Raw genomic sequence first — 23,166 nt, 5'->3', positions numbered from 1 at the left:
GCAACGGCGCCAGGCAAACCGCCGCGCTTCAGCCGGCCGGCGTTGACGCCGGCGCGCCCGTCCGCTTGATGGAATTCGCCTCCGTCTTGCCGTTGAAAGGCGAACGCCGTGCAGATTTATCTGCCCATCGCCGAGCTTCCCATCAGCATCTTCCTGGTGCTGGGGATCGGCGCGGCCGTGGGCTTCATCTCCGGCATGTTCGGCGTGGGCGGCGGATTCCTGATGACCCCGCTGCTCATCTTCATCGGCATTCCGCCGGCGGTGGCGGTGGCGACCGAAACGGCCCAGATCGCGGCCTCGTCGATGACGGGCGCCATCGCGTATTGGCGCCGGCGCGCGCTGGATTTCAAGCTGGGCGGCGTGCTGCTGGCCGGGGGCGTCGTCGGCACCGTCCTGGGGGTCGCTTTCTTCAACGCCATGCGCCGACTGGGACAGCTCGATCTGGTGATCACGCTGTCCTACATCACGCTGCTCGGGTCGGTCGGGGGGCTCATGCTCACCGAGAGCCTGAAGGCGATGCTGAGCGCCCGCAAAGGGATCTCCGCGCCCCTCGGGCGGGCCGGGCATCCCTGGTATTTCGGGCTGCCGCTGCGCATGCGCTTCAATCGCTCGAAGCTCTACGTGAGCGTGCTGCCGCTGCTGTTCCTCGCCATCCTGATCGGGTTCGCGGGCGCGGTGCTGGGCATCGGCGGCGGGTTCCTGATGGTCCCGGCGCTGATCTATCTGTTCCGCGTCCCCACGGCCGTCGTGGTCGGCACCTCCCTGTTCCAGATCCTCTTCACCATGCTGGCGGCGATCATGCTGCACGCCGCCACCAACCAGTCGGTGGACATCATCCTGGCGATGCTGCTGGTCTTCGGCGGCGTGTTCGGGGCGCAGTTCGGCGCGCGGGCCGGCCAGAACATCCGGGGCGACCACTTCCGCCTGTTGCTGGCGCTGATCGTGCTGGCCGTCGGCGTCCGCTTCGCCTCCGAGATCGTGCTGCGGCCGGACGAGCTGTTCTCGCTCGGACTGATCGAGATCCGCCGATGAGGAGGGCGGCGCTGGCGCTTCTGGCCTGCTGGTGGGCGGCTGCGGCCCGCGCCGAGACCATGGTGCTGTCCCTTTCCAGCCACCGGGTGCAGATCACGTCCACCTATACGGGCGCCGAGCTGGTCATTTTCGGCGTCATCGACAACGAGCGGCGCAGCGTCACCCGGCAGGAGCCTTACGACGTGGTGGTCACCGCGGCAGGGCCGCGCGCGTCGACCGTGGTCCGGCAGAAGGTGCGGCTCGGGCCGATCTGGATGAACCTCGCCCAGCGCAAGTTCGCGGACGTGCCTACGACCCTGGCGCAGATCTCGTCGCGGCCGATCGTGCAGATCGCCTCGCCGGACCTGCGGCGGCGCTTCGGTCTAGGGCTGGACTCAATCCTCGACCCGGCCGGGTACGACCTCATCTACGACCCGACCTTCCGGACCGCGCTGATCCGGCTCCAGCGCGAGGCGGGCCTCTACCGGTCGGAAGAGCGCGGGGTGACGTTCATCACGCCGTCCATCTTCCGCGCCGTGGTGCCTGTGCCGGCGACGGCGCCCCTCGGCGGGTACGACGTGGATGTGGCGCTGTTCTCGGGCGGCGTGCTGCTGGCGCGGGAGGACACCAATTTCGAGGTGACCAAGGTCGGCTTCGAGCAGGCGGTCGCGCAGGCTGCGCGCCAGCATCCGATCTGGTACGGGGCCGCCACAGCGTTGATGTCCGTCGCCTTCGGCTGGCTCGCCACCGTGATCTTCCGGCGTGATTGACCCGTAGCCCTCTGGGCAGGGGCGGCCTCCTCCGCTATCGCTGTCCGCCATCGAACGAGGAGACGCCATGACAGCCGCCGAAGCCCCGCCGCAAGCCCTGGCGCCCGACGACCGGGCCATTCCGGCGAGCGCCATGGCGCTTGGGGCGGCCGGCGTGATCCCCTTCGTGGCGCTCACGGTGGCGACCCTCGTAGAGTTGGACCATCGCTACGGGCTCCCGGCGGGCATGGCGCGGGCCGCGCTGGTCGGCTACGGGGTGGTGATCGCGTCCTTCCTCGGCGGCGTGCGCTGGGGGGTGGGGCTGCTGATCCCCAACCGCGCGCACGCGCCAAGCCTGTTCGCCATGTCGGTGCTGGCGCCCTTGGTGGCGTGGGGCGCGCTGTTCATGCCCAGGCCCCACGACCTCGTCGTGCTGATCGGCTGTTTCCTGGTGCTATGCGTGTCCGACGTGGCGCTGGCGTGGCGCGGCTCGGCGCCGCGCTGGTACGGGACCTTGCGTCTCATCCTGACCGCAGCCGTGGTGTTGACGCTGCTCGCAGCCCTGGCGCTGTCGCCGGGGCTGGAAGGATAGCCTCAGTCCGGCCGGAGTTGGGCGGGAGCGACCGTGTAGACGCGCTCCGCGCCGGCCACGTGGGCCGTGAAACGAGCGCCGAACAGAGGCGCGAAGGCGCGGTCCAGCACGTTGAGGCCGCCCGCGTAGGCGCCGAAGGCCGGCATTACGCAGCGGCGTCCGTTGGAGACGAAGCAGCGGCGGCGCACGGCGCGGCCCCGGCCCCCCACCTTGGCGGCGGGATGGAGGTGGCCCGCAAGCTCCGGCCCTGTTTCCCCTGGCTTCGGCTCATGCCGGAAGGCGACGTCGCCGACGACGATCTCGTCGCAGCCCTGGCCGCCGAGGCCCGCCGGGGCGACGGGATCGTGGTTGCCGGCCACCCAGATCCAGTCCGCCCGGCCCTGGAGGGCGCGCAGCGCCGCGAGGTCCTCGGCCGGGATGCGCTCCAGGGCGCGGCCGTCGTGAAGGCCGTCGCCGAGCACCAGCACCGTGGCTGGCCGGAACCGGGCGACCACTGCGGCCAGGGCGGCGAGCGTGGCGCGGCTGTCGTAGGGCGGCAGCATGCGGCCGCGGGCCGCGAAGGCGGAGCCCTTCTCGAGGTGCAGGTCGGCCACGACAAGGAGGCGCTCGCGCTCCAGCCACAGCGCGCCGGAGCGGCAAGCCAGGAACGCGAGACCGCCGACGGGGAGCGGCGCCTCGGACGCCTCGCCCGGCGCCCAGGACAGGGGACGCGCGTTCACGCAGGCGCCCTCTCGCCCAGCGCCTCATCCATCATCTGCGCTTCCGCCTCGGCCAAGATGTCCTCCGCCGCCTCGCCATAGACCGCCTCGCGGCCGATCTCGAGCATCACCGAGATCGCAAGCGGCGAGACGCGTTCGAGAGCCTTGTGCACGATTCGCCCCCGGACGCGCGACAACATGCCTGCCAGGCGCTTCAGGTCGAGGAGACCTGTCGCCGCATCCTGGCGCGTGGCCTTGAGCAGGATGTGGTCGGGCTCGTGCCGGCGCAGCACGTCGTAGACGAGGTCGGTCGACATGGTCACCTGCCGGCCGGTCTTGCGCTGGCCGGGGTGGTTGCGCTCGATCAGCCCGGCGATGATGGCGCACTGGCGGAAGGTGCGCTTCATCAGGGCGGATTCGTCCAGCCACTCCTCGAGGTCGTCGCCCAGCATGTCCTCCGAGAAAAGCTCGGCGAGATCGAGCCGGCCCTGGGCCACGGCCGCGTTGAGGTCGGAGAGGCCCCAGACGGCGAGGCCGTAGTCGGTCGCCACGAAGCCCAGCGGCCGCAGGCGCAGGCGCTCCAGGCGGCGGGTCAGCAGCATGCCGAGCGTCTGGTGCGCGAGCCGGCCCTCGAAAGGATACGCGACCAGGTAGTGGCGCCCGGCGCGCGGGAACGTCTCCACCAGCAGGTCGTCCCGGCGCGGCACAAGCGAGCGCTGGCGCTGGTTCTCCAGCCACTCGGCGACGCCGCCCGGCAGGCGGCCCCACTCGCCGGGGTCGGCCAGCATGGCGCGGACGCGCGCGGCCAGGAAGGTCGAGAGCGGGAACTTGCCGCCCGCGTAGGAGGGCACCTTGGGGTCCGTGCCGGCCGGCGCGCGGGACACCACGACCTCGTTCTCGGCCAGCGCCTCGAAGCGCAGCACCTCGCCGGCGAACACGAAGGTGTCGCCGGGCAGCAGGCCCTCGGCGAAATATTCCTCCACCTCGCCCAGCACGCGCCCGCCACGCGCCACCACGCCGGGCGAACCCGGGCGGGCATGCTTGATGCGGCCGAGACGCACCTTCAGCATGGCGGCCTCCACGATGGCGCCGACATTCATGCGGTACTGCTGGGCCACGCGCGGGTTCGACGCGCGCCAGAGGCCGTCCTTGCCCCTGCGGATCTTGGCGAAGCGCTCGTACGTCGCGAGCGCGTAGCCGCCGGTCGCCACAAAGGCGAGCACCCGGTCGAAGTCCTCCCTCGGGAGGCCGGCGTAGGGGCTGGCGGAGGTCACCTCGGCGAAGAGCTCGTTCGCGTCGAACGGCTCGGCGCAGGCCATGCCGAGGACGTGCTGGGCCAGCACGTCCAGCGCCCCGACGCGGGCGTCGGGCGTGTCCTGGGCGGCCTCCTCGACCGCGTCCAGGGCGGCGCGGCACTCCATGATCTCGAAGCGGTTGGCGGGGACCAGCAGCGCCTGAGAGGCCTCGTCCATGCGGTGGTTGGACCGGCCGATGCGCTGCATCAGGCGGCTCGCGCCCTTCGGCGCGCCGATGTTGATGACGAGATCCACGTCGCCCCAGTCGATGCCCAGGTCGAGGGTGGAGGTGCACACCACGGCGCGGAGCTGCCCCGCCGTCATGGCGGCCTCCACCCTCCGGCGCTGGGCGACGTCCAGCGAGCCGTGGTGGAGCGCGATGGGGAGGCCGTCTTCGTTGATGCGCCAGAGCTCCTGGAACATGAACTCGGCCTGCATGCGGGTGTTCACAAACACCAGCGAGGTGCGATGCGCCTTGATGGCCTCGTACACGTCGCCGAGCGCATGGACGGCGTTGTGCCCGGCGAGCGGCAGGATGCGCGCGCCCTCCAGGATGCGGATGTCCGGCCTGGCGCCGCCTTCCACCACGACCAGGTCGGCCATGGGCTGCGCCAAGCCGCCGTTCGGGACGGCGACGGCGCCGCGACTCTCCGGCGCGACGACGCCGTGACTCTCCAACGCGATGGCGCCACGACCCTGCGGCGCCAGATAGCGCCGGAGGTCGTCCGGCTCCCGGACCGTGGCCGAGAGCCCGACGCTCGTGAGGTTGGGCGCGAGCCGCCACAGGCGGGCGAGGCCAAGGGACAGCAGGTCCCCGCGCTTGGATGTCACCAGCGCGTGCAACTCGTCCAGCACCACCCGGCGCAGGTTCCGGAACAGCGCGCGTGCGTCCCGGTGCGCGAGCATGAGGGCCAGTTGCTCGGGCGTGGTCATCAGGATGTCGGGCGGGCGCTGCACCTGCCGCGCGCGCTTGTGCGCGGGGGTGTCGCCCGTGCGCGTCTCGATGCGGATCGGCAGGCCCATCTCGGCGATGGGCGCCTCGAGGTTGCGGGCGATGTCGGTCGCCAGCGCCTTCAGGGGCGAGACGTAGAGGGTGTGCAACCCCCTCCCCTCCAGCCCGCCCGGTGGCGCCTCGGCCAGCTCCACCAGGCTCGGCAGGAAGCCCGCGAGGGTCTTGCCGGCGCCCGTGGGGGCCACCAGCAGAGCCGAGCGGCCGGCACGGGCCTTGCCGAGCAGCGCCAGCTGGTGCGGGCGCGGCGCCCAGCCGCGCGCCGCGAACCAGGCCGCGAAGCGGGGCGGAAGCAGGGCGGCGTCGGGCGCGGGGGCGTTCACGCCCAACAGGTAGCGCCCGAAGACCTCGGCGTCATCCCTTGGCGCAGGCCAGCACCCGTGTGCGGGGCGACACATCGGCCCAGTCTCAGCACGGGCATGGTGCCGCCATGGCCGACGCAGGGAGGCCAAATGATCAGAAAAACGGCGCCCGGGCGGCGACCGGGGCCCCACCAACCGAGGAGTTTCGCAATGACCGCCACCGCTCTCGCATCCATGCTCCGCAAGTCCCTGGTCGGCCTCACGGCGGCGGTCGCCCTGGGCGGCGCGGCGGTGGCCAGCGCCTCCCCTGCCTCGGCCGACGGCTGGGGACGCCACTACCATGGCTATCACGGCTACTACGGCTACCGGCACGGATGGGGCGGCGGCGCAGTCGCGGCTGGCCTGGCCGGCGGCCTGGCGCTCGGAGCGCTCGCGGCAGCGGCGGCCCAGCCCACTTACGTGGCCGGCGATTGCTACGTGGTGCGCGAGCGCGTGCTGACGGACTATGGCTGGCGCCGCATCCGCCGCACCGTGTGCGAATGACCTTTCGGGCAGGCCGTCGCGTCCTCTGAGCCTTCCGACGCGACGAATCCTGGACGGCCCCGCTGCCCCCGCGGGGCCGTTTCCATGTCAGACAGTCGCGAACGAGGAGCGCGCCAGCCGCCGGTAGAGCAGACCCTGGCCCAGGCCCCGCACGGCCAGGAACACAAGGAAGGCCAGCCACAGGCCCTCGTTGCTCCAGGCCCCCGACATAGCGTGCGCGCCGTAGTAGACCCCCAGGTAGATCGCCAGCGCGGCTAACATCAGGTTGCGCATGGCCGCCGTCCAGGTCGCGCCGACATAGACCCCGTCGAAGGTGAACGCGGCGGCTCCGACCAGCGGCGTGAGCGCCGCATAGGGCAGGAACGCCTTGGCCGCGTCGCGGACCGCGGCGCTCGTGGACACCGCGTCTATGAAGCGGGCGCCGCCGAACCAGGCGCCCAGCCAGACAGCCGCGCCCACGGCGACGCTCAGATTCAGCGTCAGCCGCACCACGCGGCGGAAGCCACCCTCGTCGCGGGCGCCCAGGGCCTGGCCGCAGAGTTGCTCGGCGGCCGTCGCGAAACCGTCCAGGAAATAGCTGCCGAACAGGAAGAGATTGTAGAGCACGGCGTTGGCCGCGAGCGTGACGTCGCCGGCGCGGGCCCCCTGCGAGGTGAAGAACGCGAAGGCGGAGAGCAGCGCCACCGTCCGGATCGCCACGTCGCGATTCACCGCCAGCATGCGCCGGAGGGCGGCGGCGTCCATGATCTCCGTCCAGGAGACGCCGCGTGGCAGGGCCCCTGCCCGACGGAGGACCCAAATGCCGCCAGCCAGCCCCAGCGCTTCCGCAACGAGGGTCGCGAACGCGGCGCCGGCGACGCCCCAGCGCAGGCCCGAGACGAACAGCAGCGTGGCGGCCACCTTCGTCAGGTTCAGCCCGACCTGGACCACGAGCCCGAGATCCGTGCGGCCCCGCCCAATCAGGGAGCCGAGCACGGCATAGTTGGCCAGCGCGAAAGGACCAGACCAGATACGGACCGCGACATAGTCGCGCGCGGCCGCCGTCACCGCGGGGCTGGCGTCCATGAGGGCGAAGGTCGCGGCCATGATGGGCCGCTGCAGGGCTATCAGGGCGCAGCCCAGGGCGGCCGCGAGCAAGAATGCGCGCGCCAGGGCCCGTGCGACCTCCCTGTCATCCCCTGCGCCATGGGCCTGGGCGGTGAGCCCGGCCGTGCTCATCCGCAGCGAGCCCAGGCCCCAGAACAGCATGTCGAACAGCACGGCCCCAATGGCCACGGCGCCGAGCAGGTGAACCTCGCCCAGCCGTCCGATGACGGCGGTGTCCACGAGCCCGATCAGCGGCTCCGTGAGGTGCGCAAGCATGAGCGGCGCGGCGAGCGCGACCACGCTCGCCGCCGTCGCCCGGACGGGCCGGCGCGGAACCTGGGCGTCCAAGGCGTCAGCGGCGGCCGAACAGCCGCATCAGCAGCCAGATCGGCAGCACGATCACGGCGCCGTACACGAAGTAGCGGAACACCTCCCGGACGGCGCCGAAGCCGAGGTCCATCACACGGTCGAACAGGTCCTTGATGCCCCTCAGCAGGTCGGGAGGCGTCAGGCCGAACAGGGACAGGGCGGCGCCGACCAGGATGGACAGGAAGATCAGCTTCAGCAGCACGGAGCCCGGCGAGCCGCCGAGCATGCGGGTGAGATCCTGGTTGGCCATCAGCCTCCTCCGGCCCGGACCGTTCCGGGCGTTCTTCGCAGCCCTTCATGTAGCATCGATCGCGGCCGATTCACGACCGGCGCCGCCCTGGCTGCTTCCTCGCCGTCATCGCGAGCGCAGCGGAGCCATCCAGGGGCGCCGGATGGATTCCGCCGCCGCCTGCTCGGCGCTGGACCTCGGCGCCGCCCCGCGCTTTGATGCGGCCGCAAGAACCGGAAACGCCAATGCTGATCGATCCCCGCGCCTTCGACCCCGCCAACGTCGATCCCGAAACCGCCAGGCTCAACGACGACATCATCGCCAAGCTCGCCGGGCTGCCGGACCAGTGGTCCGTGCCGCCCGCCGTGGTGCGCGAACGGCGCAAGCAGGGGCTCGGCGCCTTTCCGCTGGTCCCGTCGAGCTCGCTGGCGAAGACCATCACCATCGAGGGGCCGGGCGGACCGCTGGAACTGCGCGTGATCGCGCCGGACAACCCGAAAGGCGTGTACCTCCATATCCATGGCGGCGGATGGGTGTTCGGAACGGCCGACATGCAGGACGATCGGCTGGAGCGGCTGGCCCACAATTGCGGGCTCGCGTGCGTCTCCGTGGAATATCGGCTGGCGCCGGAGCACCCCTACCCGGCCGGGCCGGACGACTGCGAGGCGGCCGCGCTGTGGCTCGTGCGGGAGGCCGGGGCCCGTTTCGGCACGGAGCGGCTGTTCATCGGCGGCGAGTCCGCCGGGGCGCAACTCTCAGTTGTCACCATGTTGCGCCTGCGCGACAAGCACGGGCTGACGCCCTTCCGGGGGGCCAACCTGACGGCTGGGTGCTACGACCTCGCACAGACGCCCAGCGTCAGGCGCTGGGGCGACCTGAAGCTCATCCTCAACACCCGCGACATCTTCCTGTTCGCGCAGAACTTCCTGCGGCTGAAGGGCGACGTGCGCGACCCGGACGTCTCGCCCATCCACGCCGACCTCACCGGCCTGCCGCCGGCGCTGTTCTCCGTCGGCACCCGCGACCCGCTGCTGGATGATAGCCTCTTCATGGCGTCGCGGTGGCTCGCCGCCGGCAACGCGGCGGAGCTGGCTCTCTGGCCCGGCGGCGCCCACGTGTTCATTGGTTTCCCCGGCCCGCTGACCGAGCAGGCGCTGGCGAGGACGGACGCGTTCCTAAGCGGGTTGTGACGCGGAGCGGCCGGGCATCCAGCCGGGCCCCCGGCCCTTTTGTGCTCACACTGCGCCGTCATCCCCGGCCGGAGCGCCGCAGGCGCGAAGGGGAAAGGGACCCAGGGCGGCGCGCGCCCGGCTTGACCCATTCTAGTAGCTCGATACTTGCGCGTCTGCCCCTGGATCCCCTTCCCGGCGCTGCGCGCCGCCGGGGATGACGGCTGAAGGGATTAGGCGTGACGCCCGACTACGGCCGCCTTGCGAGGGCAGCGGCGGCTGCCCTTCGCCGTGGAGGCTCAGAACGCAGGAAGCGCCCTGCCCTACTCCACCGCGACAGGCTGGCCCGCCGCGATCTTGGAGGCGGCGATCACGGCCTGGGTGCGGCTCTCCACCCCGAGCTTCTGCAGGATCGCGGAGACGTGGGCCTTCACGGTCGCCTCGGACACCCCGAGCTCGTAGGCGATCTGCTTGTTGAGCAGGCCCTCCGACAGCATCATCAGCACGCGCACCTGCTGGGGCGTGAGACTGCCGAGGCGCTTCACGAGGTCGCCTGTCTCACGGTCGATGGGCGAGGTGAGGTCGACGTCGGCTGGCGTGAAGGTGCCGCCGTCGAGCACGTCGCGGATGGCCGTGCGCATGGTGTCGACGTCCACGCTCTTGGGGATGAAGCCGGAGGCTCCGAATTCGATGCAGCGGCGAATGACCCCGCGGTCCTCGTTGCCGGACACGACGACGACCGGGACCTCCGGGTGCTGGGCCCGCAGGTACATCAGGCCGGAAAAGCCCTGGACGCCGGGCATGGACAGATCCAGGAGGACGAGGTCGACCTCGGCGCCCTTGCCCAACCTTTCCGTGACTTCCTCGAAGGCTCCCGCTTCCAGGAGCTCGGCATCGGGCGCCACGCCGGCCACAGCGGTCCGCAGGGCGCCGCGGACAAGCGGATGGTCATCCGCGATGATGATCCGAGTGTGTGGCGACGCGCTCACTCTCCCCTCCCCCAGGGTCGAACCCGTTAACCGGTCCCGCATTGTGGACTTTCGGCGAAGACGTTAGCCTCCGCAAGCGGGCCGCGCATCTGAGAAACTGCGGATGCGCGCCAGCCGCTTCTTAAATTTGAAAACCGCCGGGCGTAAGCGACCTCCGCTTCCAACAATGGCCCGCCGCAACCCCTGGACGCAGGATCCGCCGATGACTTCCAGCCGGATGGCTTTCGCCCGCTTCGCAGCGCTGGCGCTCGTGGGGGTCGTACTTTCGTCCGGGTCCTTTGTGGTGGTGGAGCGGCTGGGCGCGCCGGGGCCGGCCCTCGTGGCGGCGGCGACCATCTTCATCCTGGGCATGGCGGCGGTCGGCGGCGCGGCTTCAGGGACGATGCGGCTGCCGGTCTTCCTCACCCAGGGACGGGGGCTGCCCGCCGCCGGCCTGAGCGTCGCGACTGCGACGGCGGCCCTGTTCGGACTTCCCGGCCAGCCGGCGATCGGGATCACGCTCGGGCTTTTCCTAGCGGCCTTCCTGATGGGGCCGGCGCTCCGACGTTCCGGCGCCCCGACGTGGCCCTGCTTCCTGGGGGTCCGGTTCTCGAGCCCCTTGCTCCGCGCCCTGTCGGCTGTCGTCCTGGCCGCTGCCTCGATCGGGCTCGGGGCCGCGGCCCTCGCCCATGCCGCCGTGGCGCTGGCCGGCGCCCTTGACCTGACTCAGCCGCAGGCGGCCGCGCTGGCGGGCCTCGTCCTGGCACTCACGGCGGTTCCAGGCGGCGCACGCAGCCAGACCCGCGCCGGGGTGGCGCTGGGGCTCGTGGTCCTGGCGGGAGCCGCCGCCCTGTGGTTCGTTCGTGACGCGACCTCGCCGGAGCGCATGCTGACCCTGCTGGCGCCGATCACCCGCCCGGACAGCGTGGCGGTCGGAGTGGCCGCCGCGCTCTGCGCCCTGTGTCTGCCCTCGGCGCAGACGATCTGGCCGGGCCTTGACCGGCCGGAAGACATGCGCATCGGCCTGTTGTGGGCCGGCGTGCTGACCGGGGCGATCGCCTTCGGGATCGGCCCGGCCGCTTCGCAGAGCGGCGGCCTTTTCGCCGACCTCGCCTTTCATGCGCTGGTCACGGCCGGCAGCCTTGCGGCGTCCGGGGCGCTTCTGCTCGCTGCCGGGCAGGCGATCGGGTTCGACATGCGGCCTGGCGTCGACCGGCGCTGGACGCCCGCGTCCTGGCGCTTCGCGGCGCTGCGCTTCGCGACCGTGGGGGCCATCGCGGCGGCCGGCGTAGGGGCCGCCCTTTACCCCGCCAAGGCGGCGTCGATGGCCGATCCGGCGGCCGCCCTCGCGGTGGGCGCGCTGCTTCCGCCGCTGCTGCTCGGGGCCGGCTGGAGCCGGGCCAATGCGGCAGGGGCCATCACCTCCCTGGGAGCCGGGCTCGCGGCGGCCTTGGCGCTCATCGACGGCAGGCTCGGTTCTCCCGAGATGGGCGGCGCCTCGGCGGGCCTGGTCGCCTGCGCGGTCGGGTTGGCCGCCGGAGCGACGGCGAGCCTGTTCACGCGGCGCTCGGCCCAAACGCCCCGCCCGCTCGCGGACGACATGCTCTAGGCCGGGGCCGCTAGCTCTCGGCGCTCTCGTCCAGCTCGGCCTCGCGGCGGAGCAGCTTCTCCAGGATCTCCATGCGGTCCGCCTCGGCGGGCGGCTTGTCCCAGCGGATGCGGGACACGCGCGGGAAGCGCATGGCCACGCCGGACTTGTGGCGCGTGGAGCGGTTCAGGCCCTCGAAGGCGATCTCGAGCACCAGGCCCCGGTCCGGCTCGTGCGTGACCTCGCGCACCGGGCCGAAGCGATTGATCGTATTCCGGCGAACGAAACGGTCGAGTTCGGCCAGCTCCGCGTCGGTGAAGCCGAAATAGGCCTTGCCGACGGGCACCAGCTCTTCGCCGGCCGGACCGTCGCGCCAGACGCCGAAAGTGTAGTCCGAGTAGAAGGACGAGCGCTTGCCGTGGCCGCGCTGGGCGTACATCAGCACGGCGTCGATGACGTGCGGGTCGTGCTTCCATTTCCACCAGAGCCCCTTTGGGCGTCCGGGCACATAGGGGCTGTCGGCCCGCTTGATCATGCAGCCCTCGACGGCGGCGGCGTCCACGCCGGCGCCGGCCTCGCCCGGGTTGGCGCGGGCGGCGGCGAGCTCCTCCCAGGTCCTGAACGGGATTAGGGGCGAGATGTCGAAGCGCGGGTTGCCGGCGGCCGCCAGCATGGCTTCCAGCCGCTCGCGCCGGTCGCAGAAGGGCAGCGGCCGCAGGTCCTCCTCGCCCCAGTGCAGGAGGTCGTAGGCGCGCACATGGGCAGGGAACTCCACCAGCATCCTGGGCGACACGCTCTGCCGGTTGAGCCGCTGCTGCAGCACGTTGAAGCTCTGCACCCGGCCTTCGCGCAGGATCAGCAGCTCGCCGTCGATGGCGCCGTCGAAGTCGATGGCCTCCACCAGGTCCGGGAAACTGTTCGAGATGTCCTCGCCGGTGCGGGAGTAGAGGCGCTGCACGCGGCGGCCGTCCGGGCGCGTGCCGCCCACGACCTGGACGCGGATGCCGTCCCACTTCCACTCGGCCGTCATCTCGGCGGGGTCGAGGCTGTCGAAGTCCGAGTCGTCGATCGGATGGGCCAGCATCGGCGGCCGGAACGGCGCCGGGTCGGTCGCCTCCGGCCGGGGGCCGCGTCCCTCCACCCAGGCGAACAGGCTCTCATAGGGCGGCTCGAGGCCGTGCCAGACCTCCTCGATGTCGTTGGGGTCGAGTTCGCCCAGCGCCGCAACGGCGCTCTTGGCCAGGCGGGCGGAGACGCCGATGCGGAGGCTTCCCGTAATGAGCTTCAGGAGGGCCCAACGGCCGGTCTCGTCGAGGCCGTCGAGCCAGCGGGCCAGCAGGCCCGGGAGATCCGAGCGGTGGCTGACCTGAAGCGATTCGATCACCTCCGCCAACGAAGGCGGCGGCCGGTTGTGGCCCCGGGCGACGGGCCGGGGCTCCACGAGATCGAGATCGCCGTCAAAGCCCGTGGGCTCCGCGCGCGCATGGCTCTCGGCGGGGCTGGGCCAGAGCAGCGCCACCGTCTCGGAGAGGTCGCCGACGTAGTCGTAGCTGAGGCCGAAGAGCACCGGGTCCGTGCGCTCGGCGATGAGGGCGCGGATAAGGCCGGGCTTGGCGTTCGCGAAGGACAGGCCGCCGGCCAGCGCCGCAAGGGCGAAGCCGCGCTCGGGGTCGGGCGTCGTGCGGAAATAGTCCGTCATCAGCCGCAGCTTGTTGTTGCGGCCGGGCTCGTAGCCCAGGCGGTCGAGCAACTCGGCGAAACGGTTCACGTCGCCGCCTCCGCAGGCGCGGCCTCGCCGGCCAGGACGTTCGTCTCGGGCTCGACTTCGCCCTCGTCGCCATAGCCCAGCATGTGCAGGGGCTGGGCCCGAATGCCGCGGGTGACACACCAGTGGACGAGCGCGTCCTCCTGCCCGTGGGTGACCCAGACCTCGCCGGCGCCCGTCTGGAGGATGGTCGCGCACAGGTCGTCCCAGTCCGAATGGTCCGAGACCACGAGCGGCAGCTCGACCCCCTTCTGGCGCGCCCGGGCGCGGACCCGCATCCAGCCGGAAGCGAAGGCGGTGACCGGATCGGGGAACTTGCGGGCCCAGAGGTCCTGGGTCGCGCTGGGCGGGCAAATGACGATGGCTCCGCCAAGCTTCGGGCGTTCGGCGGCCTGGACCTTGCGGATCTCGCCGAGCTGGACGCCCTGGTCCTGGTAGAACTGGGTCAGTCGCTCCATGGCGCCGTGGACGTAGATGGGCTCCTCGTAGCCGGCCTCGCGGATCAGGGCCATCAGGCGCTGCGCTTTCCCAAGGGCGTAGGCGCCGACGATGTGGGCGCGGTCGGGGAAGACCCGCACGGAGGCCAGGAGCCGGTCGACCTCATGGCGGGTGTCGGGGTGGCGGAACACCGGCAGGCCGAAGGTCGCCTCCGTGATGAACACGTCGCAGGGCACGAGCTCGAAGGGCGCGCAGGTGGGGTCGCGGGCGCGCTTGTAGTCCCCCGAGGCGACGATGCGCACGCCTCCGCACTGGAGCGCGATCTGGGCGGAGCCGAGAACATGGCCGGCCGGGTGGTAGCTGACCGTCACGCCGTTCAGGTCCACGCGCTCGCCATAGCGGACCGCCTGCGTGGCGCCGGCGAAGTCCGGTCCGTAGCGCACGGCCATGATGCCGAGCGTCTCGTCCGTCGCCAGCACGGCGCCGTGGCCGGCGCGGGCGTGGTCGGAATGGCCATGCGTGATCAGCGCCCGGCGGACGGGCCGGACCGGGTCGATGTGGGCGTCCGCCTGCGGGCAATACAGGCCGGAGGGGGTCATGGTCAGCAGGTCGGACGGGCGCATGCCGGTGAAGATAGGGCTTGCGTCCGCGCACGGCGAGGTTGCGGCCAGGCGAAGGGAAAGATCACTCCCTCAGCCAGGCGCCTCAGCCCAGGAAGCCCTCGACCGGTTGCCTCACCACCTCGGCGGCGCGACGCCCGACCACGGGGGCGAGACTCTCAAGCCGCTCGGCGACGAGGCGGCGGACCAGTCCAGCCAGGATGTCGTCGACGAGGGCCGCGCCCTTGTAGACCAGGGCGGAGTAAAGCTGGATCAGGGTGGCGCCGGCCTCGATCTTGGCCCAGGCCGTCTCGGCGGAGTGGATGCCCCCCACACCGACCAGCGGGAAGGCGCCCTCCACCCGCAGGAAGGCTTCGGCCAGCATGCGGGTGGCGAGCGGGAAGAGCGGCTTCCCGGAAAGTCCCCCCGCCTCCTTGGCTATCCCCTGCTCGCGAAGCGAAGCAGGACGGCTGACCGTGGTGTTGGAGACGATGAGCCCGTCGATCCCACGGCGGCGGGCGACGGCGACAACCGAGTCCAGATCCGTCAGTGCGAGGTCGGGCGCGATCTTGAGCAGCACCGGCTTGCGGCCGTGTCGCCCGGCGGCGGCCTCCCGGGCCGCCAGGACGCGGGCGAGCAGATCGTCGAGAGCGGCCTCGTGCTGGAGGTCGCGCAGCCCGGGCGTGTTCGGGGAGGATATGTTGACCGTGAAGTAGGAGGCGACCTCGGCGAAGGCCTCGACCCCCTGCACGTAGTCGGCCGCGCGGTCGCTGGCGTCCTTGTTCGCCCCGATGTTGACGCCCACGATTCCGGGACGGCCCGCCCGGGCCTTGAGCCGCGCGAGGCCAGCGGCATGGCCTTCGTTGTTGAAGCCCAGGCGGTTGACCACGCCCTCGTCCGCCGGAAGCCGGAAGATGCGGGGACGCGGATTGCCGGCCTGCGGCTTGGGGGTGAGCGTGCCGACCTCGGCGAAACCAAAGCCGAGCCCCAGCATGGCGTCGGGAACCTCGGCGTTCTTGTCGAAGCCTGCCGCGATGCCGACCGGATTGGGGAAGTTTAGGCCGAACGCCTCCACCCGCAGCCTCGGATCATGATCCGGGCGCGGCAGCGGCGGCATGCGCGAGAGCGCCTGGATGGTGAGCCCATGGGCCGTCTCGGCGTCCATGCGGTGAAGCAGCGGGAGGGCGAGCGCGCCCAGGCGCCCGGCGAGCATGCGGCCGATCACGCGACGTCCTCCGGGAAGAGGTGGGAGTCATCGGGCCCAAGGGGGAGCGGAACGACCGAACGCGCCGCGGAAACCGGCAGGGGCGCATAGAGATGGGGAAAAAGGGCGCCGCCTCGGGAGGGCTCCCACTTCAACGCGGGCCCGAGGTCGTCTCCCTCGACGGCGACCAGCAGGAGGTCCTGCTGGCCCCTGAAGTGCTTGGCCGCCGTCTCGCGGGCTTGGGCGCCGGTGGAAAAGTGGATGTAGCCGTCGGCCAGGTCCACGGGTGCGCCGCGGAATTCGCCCGCAGCATCGGCTGCGCGCCAGAGCGGGGCGGGTACGATCTTGTAGATGAGCATGGGATCCTCGCCGCCCGGGCTTACGCAATGCGCCCGCCGGGATCAACGTTTCGTCCACGCTTTTTGGGGTAGGCGATTGCAATTCGACGGCCGTGGGATTAATTCCATATGCACGGACGAAGATCCTTCTGGCTCGACGGGACAGGCTCCATGACGACAAGGCTTTCCCATGCGCAGGTCTGGGCGGCGATCGACGCGCTCGCGGCCAAGTACAATCTTTCCGCCTCGGGCCTGGCCCGGAAGGCCGGGCTCGATCCGACGACGTTCAACAAATCCAAGCGCACGTCGCCTGACGGACGGGACCGCTGGCCCTCGACGGAATCCATCGCCAAGGTGCTCGACGCCACCGGCGCGCAGCTCGAGGAATTCATGGCGCTGATCACCCCGGCGCCAAGGACCGACATCAAGAGCCGGACGCTGCCCCTGCTGGGGTTCGCCCAGGCGGGCGCGGGTGGGTTCTTCGACGACGGCGGCTTCCCGGTCGGCGAAGGCTGGGACGAGGTGGAGTTTCCCGACCTGCCGGAGGGCGACGCCTACGCGCTCGAGGTTTCGGGCGACTCCATGCTGCCGCTGTATCGGGACGGTGACGTCATCATCTGCTCGCCCACCGCCTCGGTGCGCCGGGGCGACCGGGTGGTGGTGAAGACCACCGGCGGCGAGGTGATGGTGAAGGAGCTCAAGCGCAAGTCGGCCAAGGCTGTCGAGCTTGTCTCCATCAACCCGGACCATGCCGAACGCGTGCTGCCTATGTCGGACGTCGTGTGGGTGGCCCGGATCCTGTGGGCGAGCCAGTAGGCCGGCGTCGGCCGGGTCCGCCCAGCCCGCTGTTCGCGTTCGCCTGACCGCGGAGCCGCTTCCGGACGCTCGCCGGCGCCAGCGGATTGCGAGCGCGGACGAAGGGAGGAACAGCAGGCGCGGAACGCCCGTATAATTACCAAGCATCAATTTTGCAATTGAATGCGCCTTTTGGGTGTGCTTATCGACGTCGCGCTTTCGTGAGACGTCGATCCGTCATCCTCAAGATCTCGGGACACAACTCATAATTGTACAACGCCACACGGAAGCAACTTTTCTTTCTTGGAGGGGTTCCCGTGAAAAAAGCAGCTATTCTGATGGCCACCGCGTTCCTGGCCTTGCCAAGCGTGACGGCCCAGGCGGACAATCTGAGCTTCACCATCAAGAACACGTCGAAGTACATCATCTCGTCTTTCCAGACGAATGAGGGACACGGCTGGAGCAAGAACTGGCTTCGCGGGGAAGTCGGCGCCGGGCAATCCCGCAGCCTCGAGTTCCTGCGCGACGGACCTTGCGACATCGAGGTGCGCGTCGGCTGGCGCACGACGGACGGCGGCCAGGTGATCGGCGACGCGTGGAACATCGACATCTGCGACGCCCAGACGGTGTACTTCGACGGCCGCAAGGTGACGTACGAGTGATCAGGCCGGAACCGGCGCGGTACGCCGCGCCGGTTTCACCACTGGAACGCCAGCCCAGGCGGGCCGCTCAGCCCTTGCGGGACTGCAGGAAGGCCTCGTGCTCGCGCATGAGCTCGCCCGATAGGCCCTTGGCGATCAGGGCGCGCGTTTCGGCCACGCCGTAGAGCGCCGCGAAGGAGCCGAAGCGGGGCCCGCGCTCCGCGCCCAGGAGGATCTGGTAGAGCGTCGAGAACCACTGCTGCGACACGCCGGGACGCCCATCCGGGCTCTTGGACTTGCCGCTCGTGTCCGGGAAGTGCCGGCGACCGACCTCGTAGACGGCGAACTGGATGGCGTCAGCGTCGGTGGAGCCCTCGAACTCCCTGAGCGACTCCGACAGATCCTCCAGGGCGGCGCGCTCCGCGTCCGTAGGCGCGCGGTAAACCTTCGCGGGGCGGACGAAGTCCCGGAAGTAGGCGACCGCGTAGCGGACCAGCTTGTCCAGGCGCGGGTTCGTCTCGGGCGATGCGCCCGGGGCGTAACGGCGCAGGAAGCCCCAGAGCACGGCCGGGTCCTCCGAGTTCGCCACGGCGACCAGATTCAGCAGCATGCCGAAGGTGACGGACGTCCCGGGCGCGCTCGCATCGGCGCTGTGGATCGTCTCAGGCGCAGGCGGAGAGCCGCCATGGATGTGCCACGCGGGATTGGCGAGTTGCTCGCGCAGCCCCTGCTTCTGGAAGCGCTCCAGGAAGCCGAGATAGTCGTCCACGGCCCGCGGGATGACGTCGAAGTGGAGCTTCTTCGCCTCGCGGGGCTTGTTGTACATGAACAGCGACAGGCTCTCCGGGCTGGCGTAGCCGAGCCACTCCTCGATGGTGAGGCCGTTGCCCTTGGACTTGGAGATCTTCTGGCCCTTGTCGTCCAGGAAGAGCTCGTAGTTGAAGCCCTCCGGGGGCTCGGCGCCGAGCGCGCGGGCGATCTGGCCCGACAGCTTGACGCTGTCGATGAGGTCCTTGCCGGCCATCTCATAGTCGACGCCCAGCGCCACCCAGCGCATGGCCCAGTCCGGCTTCCACTGCAGCTTGCAGTGGCCACCCGTGACAGGCGTCTCGAAGCGCTCGCCGGTCTCGGGGTCGCGCCACACGATCGTCGCCGCGTCGACCTTCACCTCGTCGATCGGGACCTGCATGACGATCCCCGTCCTGGGGTGAACCGGCAGGAAGGGGGAGTAGCTCTGGGCCCGTTCGGCGCGCAGGGAAGGCAGCATGATCGCCATCACGGCGTCGTAGCGCTCCAGCATGAGCCTGAGCGTGGCGTCGAAGCGGCCGGACTTGTAGCACTCGGTCGCGGACAGGAACTCGTACTCGAAGCCGAAGGCGTCCAGAAAGGCGCGCAGGCGGGCGTTGTTGTGCTCGCCGAAGCTCGGATGGGTGCCGAAGGGGTCCGGGACCTGGGTCAGGGGCTTGCCGAGCGCGGCCTGGAGCACGTCCTTGTTCGGCACGTTGTCCGGCACCTTGCGCAGGCCGTCCATGTCGTCCGAGAAGGCGACGAGGCGGGTCGGGATCTTGTCGTCCGTCAGCACCCGGAAGGCGTGGCGCACCATGCTGGTGCGGGCCACCTCGCCGAAGGTGCCGATATGCGGCAGGCCCGAGGGGCCGTAGCCGGTCTCGAAGAGCACTTCCTTCTTGCCCGAGCGCTTGACGCGTTCCACCAGTTTGCGCGCTTCCTCGAAGGGCCAGGCCGCGGCGTTCTGGGCGGCCTCCTGGAGGGTCTGCGGCTGGTCGGTCGCGGGCGCGGACATGGGCTTGCTTTCGATGAGCGGCACGGATTCAAGCCCGGCCGCCATCCCTGGCCCGGGCGCGCCGGACCATAGGGAGCGCGCAGGGGCGGGTCAATGCGAGAGGCGGGGAGCCTCAGTAGAACCCGACCGGGAAATAGCGCAGGTACAACTCTGCGTAGACACCGCGCTCGGCCACGCGCTGGAGGGCCCAGTCGATGGCGCGGCGGAGCACGACCTCGTTCTTGCGGGTGGCGATGGAGACGCCCTCCCCGAACCAGCGGCTCTCGCCATACGGTCCGCCCACGAAGGCGCAGCACTCGTTGGCCTCCTGGCCGTTCAGCCACACCGCCATGGTGAGGCCGTCGGCGAAGAGCAGGTCCACGTCGCCGTGCTGGAGGGCCGCGCGGGCGCGGTCCAGGTCGTCGAAGGTCTTGCGCTCGGCCTTGGGGAAGAAGGTGGCGAGGTAGTCCTCGTGCGCCGAGCGGGCGACCACGGCCACGGTCTTGCCGGCCAGCGTCTCTGGCGAGGGGTCGATCGCGGTTCCCGCCCGGGCCACGAAGCGGGCGGGCGTGCGCAGGTAGGGCGCGGTGAAGCCGAAGCTCTCGCGCAGCTTGGGGGTGACGCGGACCGAGGCGACGACGGCGTCGCCCCGGCCCTCCTTGAGGGCGTCGAACAGCGTGTCCCAGCGGCGGGACTGGACCGTGCAGGCGACGCTGAGCGCGTCGCACACGGCCCGCGCCAGATCGACGTTGAAGCCCGCCAGCTTGCCGTCCTCGGTGAGGAAGTGCATGGGCGGGTAGTCGTCCTCCGTGAGGAAGCGGATGACGCGGATGGAGGAGAGGTCGGGCTTGTCCGGCCGCTGCGCGGGATCCCAGAAATTCGGGATGAAGACGCCCGAAGGCTCCTCGGCGCGGGCGGGCGGCGCCCACCACAGGGGGAAAAGAAGTGAAACCGCGACCAACACGCGCAGCCACTTCAACCCAGAGACGCTCAAATGAGATATGTTGGGTTGTAAAATCATCGTTTCCGCTGTTTCGACTTCACGAAAGCCTGCGGCTGAACTAGTCTGGCTTCGCATAACATCTTTTTCTTCATCATGGAATTTCGATGACGGACGCGGGGGCCATTGCGGGCCCGGCGACGGCGCCGCATGGCGTCGCGCTGCCCCGCACTCTTGAATTCCTGGCCGACTGCGGCGTTCCGCAGGCCCACCTCAGGGCGTGCCTCGAGGAGGGCGCGCGCACGGGGCGCAGCGTCGACGAGGTCTTGCTGGATTGGGGCCTTGTCGAGGAGGACGCGCTTTACCGCGCGCTCGCCCGCCGACTTGGAGCGCCGTACCTGACGTCGCCTCATGTGCGCGTTCCCTCCCGCCCGGCGCCGGCCGGCGCGGTCATGGCGCCGCTCGCGCAACCGGGCGGGCCTCGCTTCGCCCTGGCTCCCCGGGGCGCCGCGATCGAGCTCCTGGTCGGGCGGGTGCGCCCGGGAGCGAGCCTGGACGGCGCCGCGATCACCAGTCCTTCCCGCCTTGCGCGCTCGCTGCGGTCGGCGTTGGACCGGTCCATCGCCCACGCGGCGGCCCATGCTCTCCCGGACGCCTTCCCTCACCTTTCGTGCAGAAGCAGTCTGACGCGAGGTCAGCGGATCGTGGCCGGAGCCGTTGCGGGCTTGGCTGGGTTCGCCGCTCTGCTGGCCCCGGCGCAGATCGGCGACGCCCTAAGCACGGCGCTTGGGCTGTTGTTCCTGACCGGGGTGGTCGCCCGGCTGATGGCGCTGATGAAGAGCTCTCGGCCGGAGCCGGCTCCGCCGCTTCGGGACGAGGACCTGCCCGTCTACACGATCCTGGCGCCGCTTCTGCGGGAAGCGAGGGTGCTGCCGCAGCTCGTCTCGGCGCTCTGCGCGCTGGACTACCCGCGCGAGAAGCTGGACATCAAGCTCCTCATCGAGGCGAACGACGGCGAGACCCTGGCTGGCGCCCGGGCGCTGCGCCTGCCGGAGTTCATCAGCGTGGTGGTGTGCCCGCCGGGCCGACCCCAGACGAAGCCGCGGGCCCTGAACATCGGCCTGCGGACGGCGCGAGGGTCGCTGTTGACGATCTATGACGCCGAGGACATCCCCGACCCGGACCAGTTGCGCAAGGCGGCGGCGGCGTTCGCGCGCGCGGATGGCTGGCTCGCCTGCCTGCAGGCCCGGCTCGCCATCCACAACCCCGGGGACAGCTGGCTCACCCGCCTGTTCGCGCTGGAATACGCCGCGCTTTTCGGGGTCTTGGCGCCGGGCTACACCGCGATGGAGGGCCCGACGCCGCTGGGCGGGACGTCGAACCATTTCCGTGTCGACGTCCTGCGCCGCGTTCTGGGATGGGACGCCTGGAACGTGACGGAGGACGCCGACCTCGGGCTCCGGCTGGCTCGGCTGGGCTACCGCGTCGGGAGCCTCGACTCCGAGACGCGGGAGGAGGCCGTGCGAACGCTGCCCGCCTGGATGGCGCAGCGGACGCGCTGGCAGAAAGGCTGGATGCAGACGACCCTCGTGCACGCCCGCGGCGTTCTGGACCGGCGCCTGGCGCTCGACGACCGGCTCCTGCTGGGGGCCCACACCCTGGGGCTTGTGGCCGCCGCCCTGGGGTCGCCGCTCTTCCTGGCTGTCACGGCCTTGCGGCTATGGGACGGCTCGCTGCTGAATCCGGCCGGACTGGCGGGCCATCTTCATCTGGCGGTGAGCCTGTCCCTCCTTGCCCTCGGGCCGGTCGCGCTGGGCGCGCCGATCCTGCTTGGGGCCGCCCGGGCGCGGCTATCCGTCCGGTGGCGGGATGCGCTTGTCTACCCCGTCTACCTGGCGCTCATGACAGCCGCGAGCTGGCGCGCCGTGTGGGAGCTGCTGACCGAGCCCCAGCGGTGGAACAAGACCGAGCACGGGTTGTCCCGGCGGGCCCCGATCATCGCTCCGCCGGAATGGGGTGCGCGCGCGAGTCTCTTGCCGCCTCAGCAGGCGCTCAGAAATAGCGTTCGACGTCCTTGGCGGACTCGGCCGGCGGGCGCTGGAGGTTGAAGCCGCCGACGAAGCGGCCGTTCTTGTCCATCAGGTAGACGATGGCGGTGTGGTCCATCGTGTATTCCCCGCCCTCCATGGGCACCTTGCGGGAGAACACCCGGTAGGCCTTCTGCACGGCGTCGATGGACGGGCGGTCGCCCGTCAGCCCGACGATTCGCTTGTCGAAGCTGGACAGGTAGGTCTTCATCAGCTCGGGCGTGTCGCGCTCGGGGTCCACCGAGATGAAGAAGGCCTTGAGGTCATCGGCCTTGGCGCCCAGGGCGTCATAGAGCTGCGTGACGTCCTGCAGGGTGGTCGGGCACACGTCCGGGCAGTGGGTGAAGCCGAAGAAGATGAGCGACGGCTTGCCCTTCAGCACGGCCTCCGTCACCGGCTGGCCATCCTGGTTCACCAGCCGGAAGGGCCCCCCCACCGCGGACGCCACGCTCTGCTGCTGGCCGGGCGCGAACACCAGGTAGGCGGCCACGCCCAGGCCGATGACGCCGAACAGGAAGGCGAGCAGGGGCAGCACGAGCCGGTTGGGGGAACGCGGAGCGGCGGGCGTGGACATGGGATCAACCTGACAGGTTCAAAAGCACCAGGCGAGCGCGGCCGAGACGACGTCCGTGAACACGGCTTCGCCCTGCGCGGCCCAGAGCAGGAGCCCGGCGACGACCACCGCGGCCGCCGCGCCGAGCCAGAGCGAGACGCGCAGGCCCGAACGGCCGGCCTCTCCGGACGCTTCCCACTGGGCAGGCTGGGCCATGGCGCAACTCCAAGGGCCGCCGACGCGGCCTGGACCTCATATAGAGCCAACCCGGCCGGAGCGCCAATGCGGCGCATCAAAGCAGCGCGGTGCGCGCTCAGGAGCGAAGACCGTCATGCAGGGCTCGTCATGGCCGGGCTCGTCCCGGCCATCCACGCCGACGGCCAGGGCGTGGATCCCCGGGACACGCCAGGGGATGGCG

At 70.8% G+C, this 23,166-nt stretch carries 22 protein-coding genes; 9 read left to right on the top strand and 13 right to left on the bottom strand.

Annotated features, from left to right (window positions below; genetic code table 11):
• Window positions 1-108: 108 nt before the first annotated feature.
• The 3 genes from SLNSH_RS02360 (at window position 109) to SLNSH_RS02350 (ending at window position 2,352) form a co-directional block, all read left to right on the top strand.
• On the top strand, window positions 109-1,032 hold the full coding sequence (locus SLNSH_RS02360) for a sulfite exporter TauE/SafE family protein (RefSeq protein ID WP_106335045.1): 924 nt from the start codon (window positions 109-111) through the stop codon (window positions 1,030-1,032).
• Window positions 1,029-1,781, top strand: coding sequence for a TIGR02186 family protein (locus SLNSH_RS02355; protein WP_106335044.1), 753 nt, complete (start codon window positions 1,029-1,031; stop codon window positions 1,779-1,781). The genes SLNSH_RS02360 and SLNSH_RS02355 overlap by 4 nt, the downstream gene beginning before the upstream one ends.
• A 67-nt stretch (window positions 1,782-1,848) precedes the next feature.
• A complete protein-coding gene (locus tag SLNSH_RS02350; protein ID WP_106335043.1) occupies window positions 1,849-2,352 on the top strand; it encodes a DUF3429 domain-containing protein in 504 nt (167 codons plus the stop codon).
• A gap of 2 nt (window positions 2,353-2,354) precedes the next feature.
• Here the strand turns inward: SLNSH_RS02350 and pdeM are convergent, their stop codons facing one another.
• Both pdeM and SLNSH_RS02340 read right to left on the bottom strand, forming a co-directional pair.
• Window positions 2,355-3,071, bottom strand: a complete 717-nt coding sequence (gene pdeM, locus SLNSH_RS02345; protein WP_245421981.1) for a ligase-associated DNA damage response endonuclease PdeM — start codon at window positions 3,069-3,071, stop codon at window positions 2,355-2,357.
• Window positions 3,068-5,752, bottom strand: a complete 2,685-nt coding sequence (locus SLNSH_RS02340) for a ligase-associated DNA damage response DEXH box helicase (protein ID WP_106335042.1) — start codon at window positions 5,750-5,752, stop codon at window positions 3,068-3,070. The genes pdeM and SLNSH_RS02340 overlap by 4 nt, the downstream gene beginning before the upstream one ends.
• Before the next feature lie 114 nt (window positions 5,753-5,866).
• Here SLNSH_RS02340 and SLNSH_RS02335 point away from each other — a divergent pair, with 114 nt between their 5' ends.
• Window positions 5,867-6,199: a hypothetical protein gene (locus tag SLNSH_RS02335; RefSeq protein WP_245421979.1), complete on the top strand. Its 333-nt coding sequence runs from the start codon at window positions 5,867-5,869 to the stop codon at window positions 6,197-6,199.
• Between the two features lie 87 nt (window positions 6,200-6,286).
• On the opposite strand, the gene SLNSH_RS02330 is transcribed toward SLNSH_RS02335, so the two are convergent.
• Both SLNSH_RS02330 and SLNSH_RS02325 read right to left on the bottom strand, forming a co-directional pair.
• Window positions 6,287-7,633: an MATE family efflux transporter gene (locus SLNSH_RS02330; RefSeq protein ID WP_342587852.1), complete on the bottom strand. Its 1,347-nt coding sequence runs from the start codon at window positions 7,631-7,633 to the stop codon at window positions 6,287-6,289.
• Window positions 7,634-7,637: 4 nt separating this feature from the next.
• Window positions 7,638-7,904, bottom strand: coding sequence for a DUF6460 domain-containing protein (locus SLNSH_RS02325; RefSeq protein WP_106335041.1), 267 nt, complete (start codon window positions 7,902-7,904; stop codon window positions 7,638-7,640).
• 227 nt (window positions 7,905-8,131) lie between these two features.
• On the opposite strand from SLNSH_RS02325, the gene SLNSH_RS02320 reads away from it, so the two are divergent.
• On the top strand, window positions 8,132-9,073 hold the full coding sequence (locus SLNSH_RS02320) for an alpha/beta hydrolase (protein ID WP_106335172.1): 942 nt from the start codon (window positions 8,132-8,134) through the stop codon (window positions 9,071-9,073).
• A gap of 302 nt (window positions 9,074-9,375) precedes the next feature.
• Here the strand turns inward: SLNSH_RS02320 and SLNSH_RS02315 are convergent, their stop codons facing one another.
• On the bottom strand, window positions 9,376-10,083 hold the full coding sequence (locus SLNSH_RS02315; RefSeq protein ID WP_106335040.1) for a response regulator transcription factor: 708 nt from the start codon (window positions 10,081-10,083) through the stop codon (window positions 9,376-9,378).
• 160 nt (window positions 10,084-10,243) lie between these two features.
• Here SLNSH_RS02315 and SLNSH_RS02310 point away from each other — a divergent pair, with 160 nt between their 5' ends.
• Window positions 10,244-11,629 (top strand): hypothetical protein, encoded by a 1,386-nt coding sequence (locus SLNSH_RS02310; protein WP_146140165.1) that lies wholly within the window; start codon window positions 10,244-10,246, stop codon window positions 11,627-11,629.
• Window positions 11,630-11,639: 10 nt separating this feature from the next.
• Here the strand turns inward: SLNSH_RS02310 and SLNSH_RS02305 are convergent, their stop codons facing one another.
• From SLNSH_RS02305 to SLNSH_RS02290, 4 genes are all read right to left on the bottom strand, one after another.
• Window positions 11,640-13,376: a cisplatin damage response ATP-dependent DNA ligase gene (locus tag SLNSH_RS02305; RefSeq protein WP_106335038.1), complete on the bottom strand. Its 1,737-nt coding sequence runs from the start codon at window positions 13,374-13,376 to the stop codon at window positions 11,640-11,642.
• Window positions 13,373-14,434, bottom strand: coding sequence for a ligase-associated DNA damage response exonuclease (locus SLNSH_RS02300; RefSeq protein ID WP_106335037.1), 1,062 nt, complete (start codon window positions 14,432-14,434; stop codon window positions 13,373-13,375). Before SLNSH_RS02300 ends, SLNSH_RS02305 begins: the two co-directional genes overlap by 4 nt.
• An 82-nt stretch (window positions 14,435-14,516) precedes the next feature.
• Entirely contained in the window at window positions 14,517-15,623 is a 1,107-nt protein-coding gene (locus SLNSH_RS02295; RefSeq protein ID WP_106335171.1) for a quinone-dependent dihydroorotate dehydrogenase, read from the bottom strand.
• Between the two features lie 8 nt (window positions 15,624-15,631).
• Window positions 15,632-15,973 carry a DUF952 domain-containing protein gene (locus tag SLNSH_RS02290; protein WP_106335036.1) on the bottom strand — a complete coding sequence of 114 codons (342 nt, stop codon included), beginning with the start codon at window positions 15,971-15,973 and terminating at the stop codon, window positions 15,632-15,634.
• A gap of 150 nt (window positions 15,974-16,123) precedes the next feature.
• Between SLNSH_RS02290 and SLNSH_RS02285 the strand changes: the two genes are divergently transcribed.
• Window positions 16,124-16,768 (top strand): S24 family peptidase, encoded by a 645-nt coding sequence (locus SLNSH_RS02285; RefSeq protein WP_106335035.1) that lies wholly within the window; start codon window positions 16,124-16,126, stop codon window positions 16,766-16,768.
• 296 nt (window positions 16,769-17,064) lie between these two features.
• Window positions 17,065-17,409 (top strand): hypothetical protein, encoded by a 345-nt coding sequence (locus tag SLNSH_RS02280; protein ID WP_146140164.1) that lies wholly within the window; start codon window positions 17,065-17,067, stop codon window positions 17,407-17,409.
• Between the two features lie 67 nt (window positions 17,410-17,476).
• Here SLNSH_RS02280 and SLNSH_RS02275 read toward each other — a convergent pair whose 3' ends face one another.
• Both SLNSH_RS02275 and SLNSH_RS02270 read right to left on the bottom strand, forming a co-directional pair.
• A complete protein-coding gene (locus SLNSH_RS02275; protein ID WP_106335170.1) occupies window positions 17,477-19,189 on the bottom strand; it encodes a lysine--tRNA ligase in 1,713 nt (570 codons plus the stop codon).
• A 112-nt stretch (window positions 19,190-19,301) separates the two neighbouring features.
• Window positions 19,302-20,132 (bottom strand): transporter substrate-binding domain-containing protein, encoded by an 831-nt coding sequence (locus SLNSH_RS02270; protein WP_245421975.1) that lies wholly within the window; start codon window positions 20,130-20,132, stop codon window positions 19,302-19,304.
• 143 nt (window positions 20,133-20,275) lie between these two features.
• On the opposite strand from SLNSH_RS02270, the gene SLNSH_RS02265 reads away from it, so the two are divergent.
• Window positions 20,276-22,216, top strand: a complete 1,941-nt coding sequence (locus SLNSH_RS02265) for a glycosyltransferase family 2 protein (protein WP_106335032.1) — start codon at window positions 20,276-20,278, stop codon at window positions 22,214-22,216.
• Here the strand turns inward: SLNSH_RS02265 and SLNSH_RS02260 are convergent.
• Both SLNSH_RS02260 and SLNSH_RS24800 read right to left on the bottom strand, forming a co-directional pair.
• Window positions 22,161-22,769, bottom strand: a complete 609-nt coding sequence (locus SLNSH_RS02260) for an SCO family protein (protein ID WP_106335031.1) — start codon at window positions 22,767-22,769, stop codon at window positions 22,161-22,163. The genes SLNSH_RS02265 and SLNSH_RS02260 overlap by 56 nt on opposite strands.
• 18 nt (window positions 22,770-22,787) lie before the next feature.
• Window positions 22,788-22,964 (bottom strand): hypothetical protein, encoded by a 177-nt coding sequence (locus SLNSH_RS24800; RefSeq protein WP_158266644.1) that lies wholly within the window; start codon window positions 22,962-22,964, stop codon window positions 22,788-22,790.
• Window positions 22,965-23,166 lie beyond the last annotated feature (202 nt).

Origin of the sequence: Alsobacter soli, from assembly GCF_003004785.1 — a bacterium.
GTDB classification, from domain to species: domain Bacteria; phylum Pseudomonadota; class Alphaproteobacteria; order Rhizobiales; family Beijerinckiaceae; genus Alsobacter; species Alsobacter soli.
Note: the sequence above shows the minus strand (reverse complement) of the source record. Positions and strands in the feature narration are given on the sequence as shown.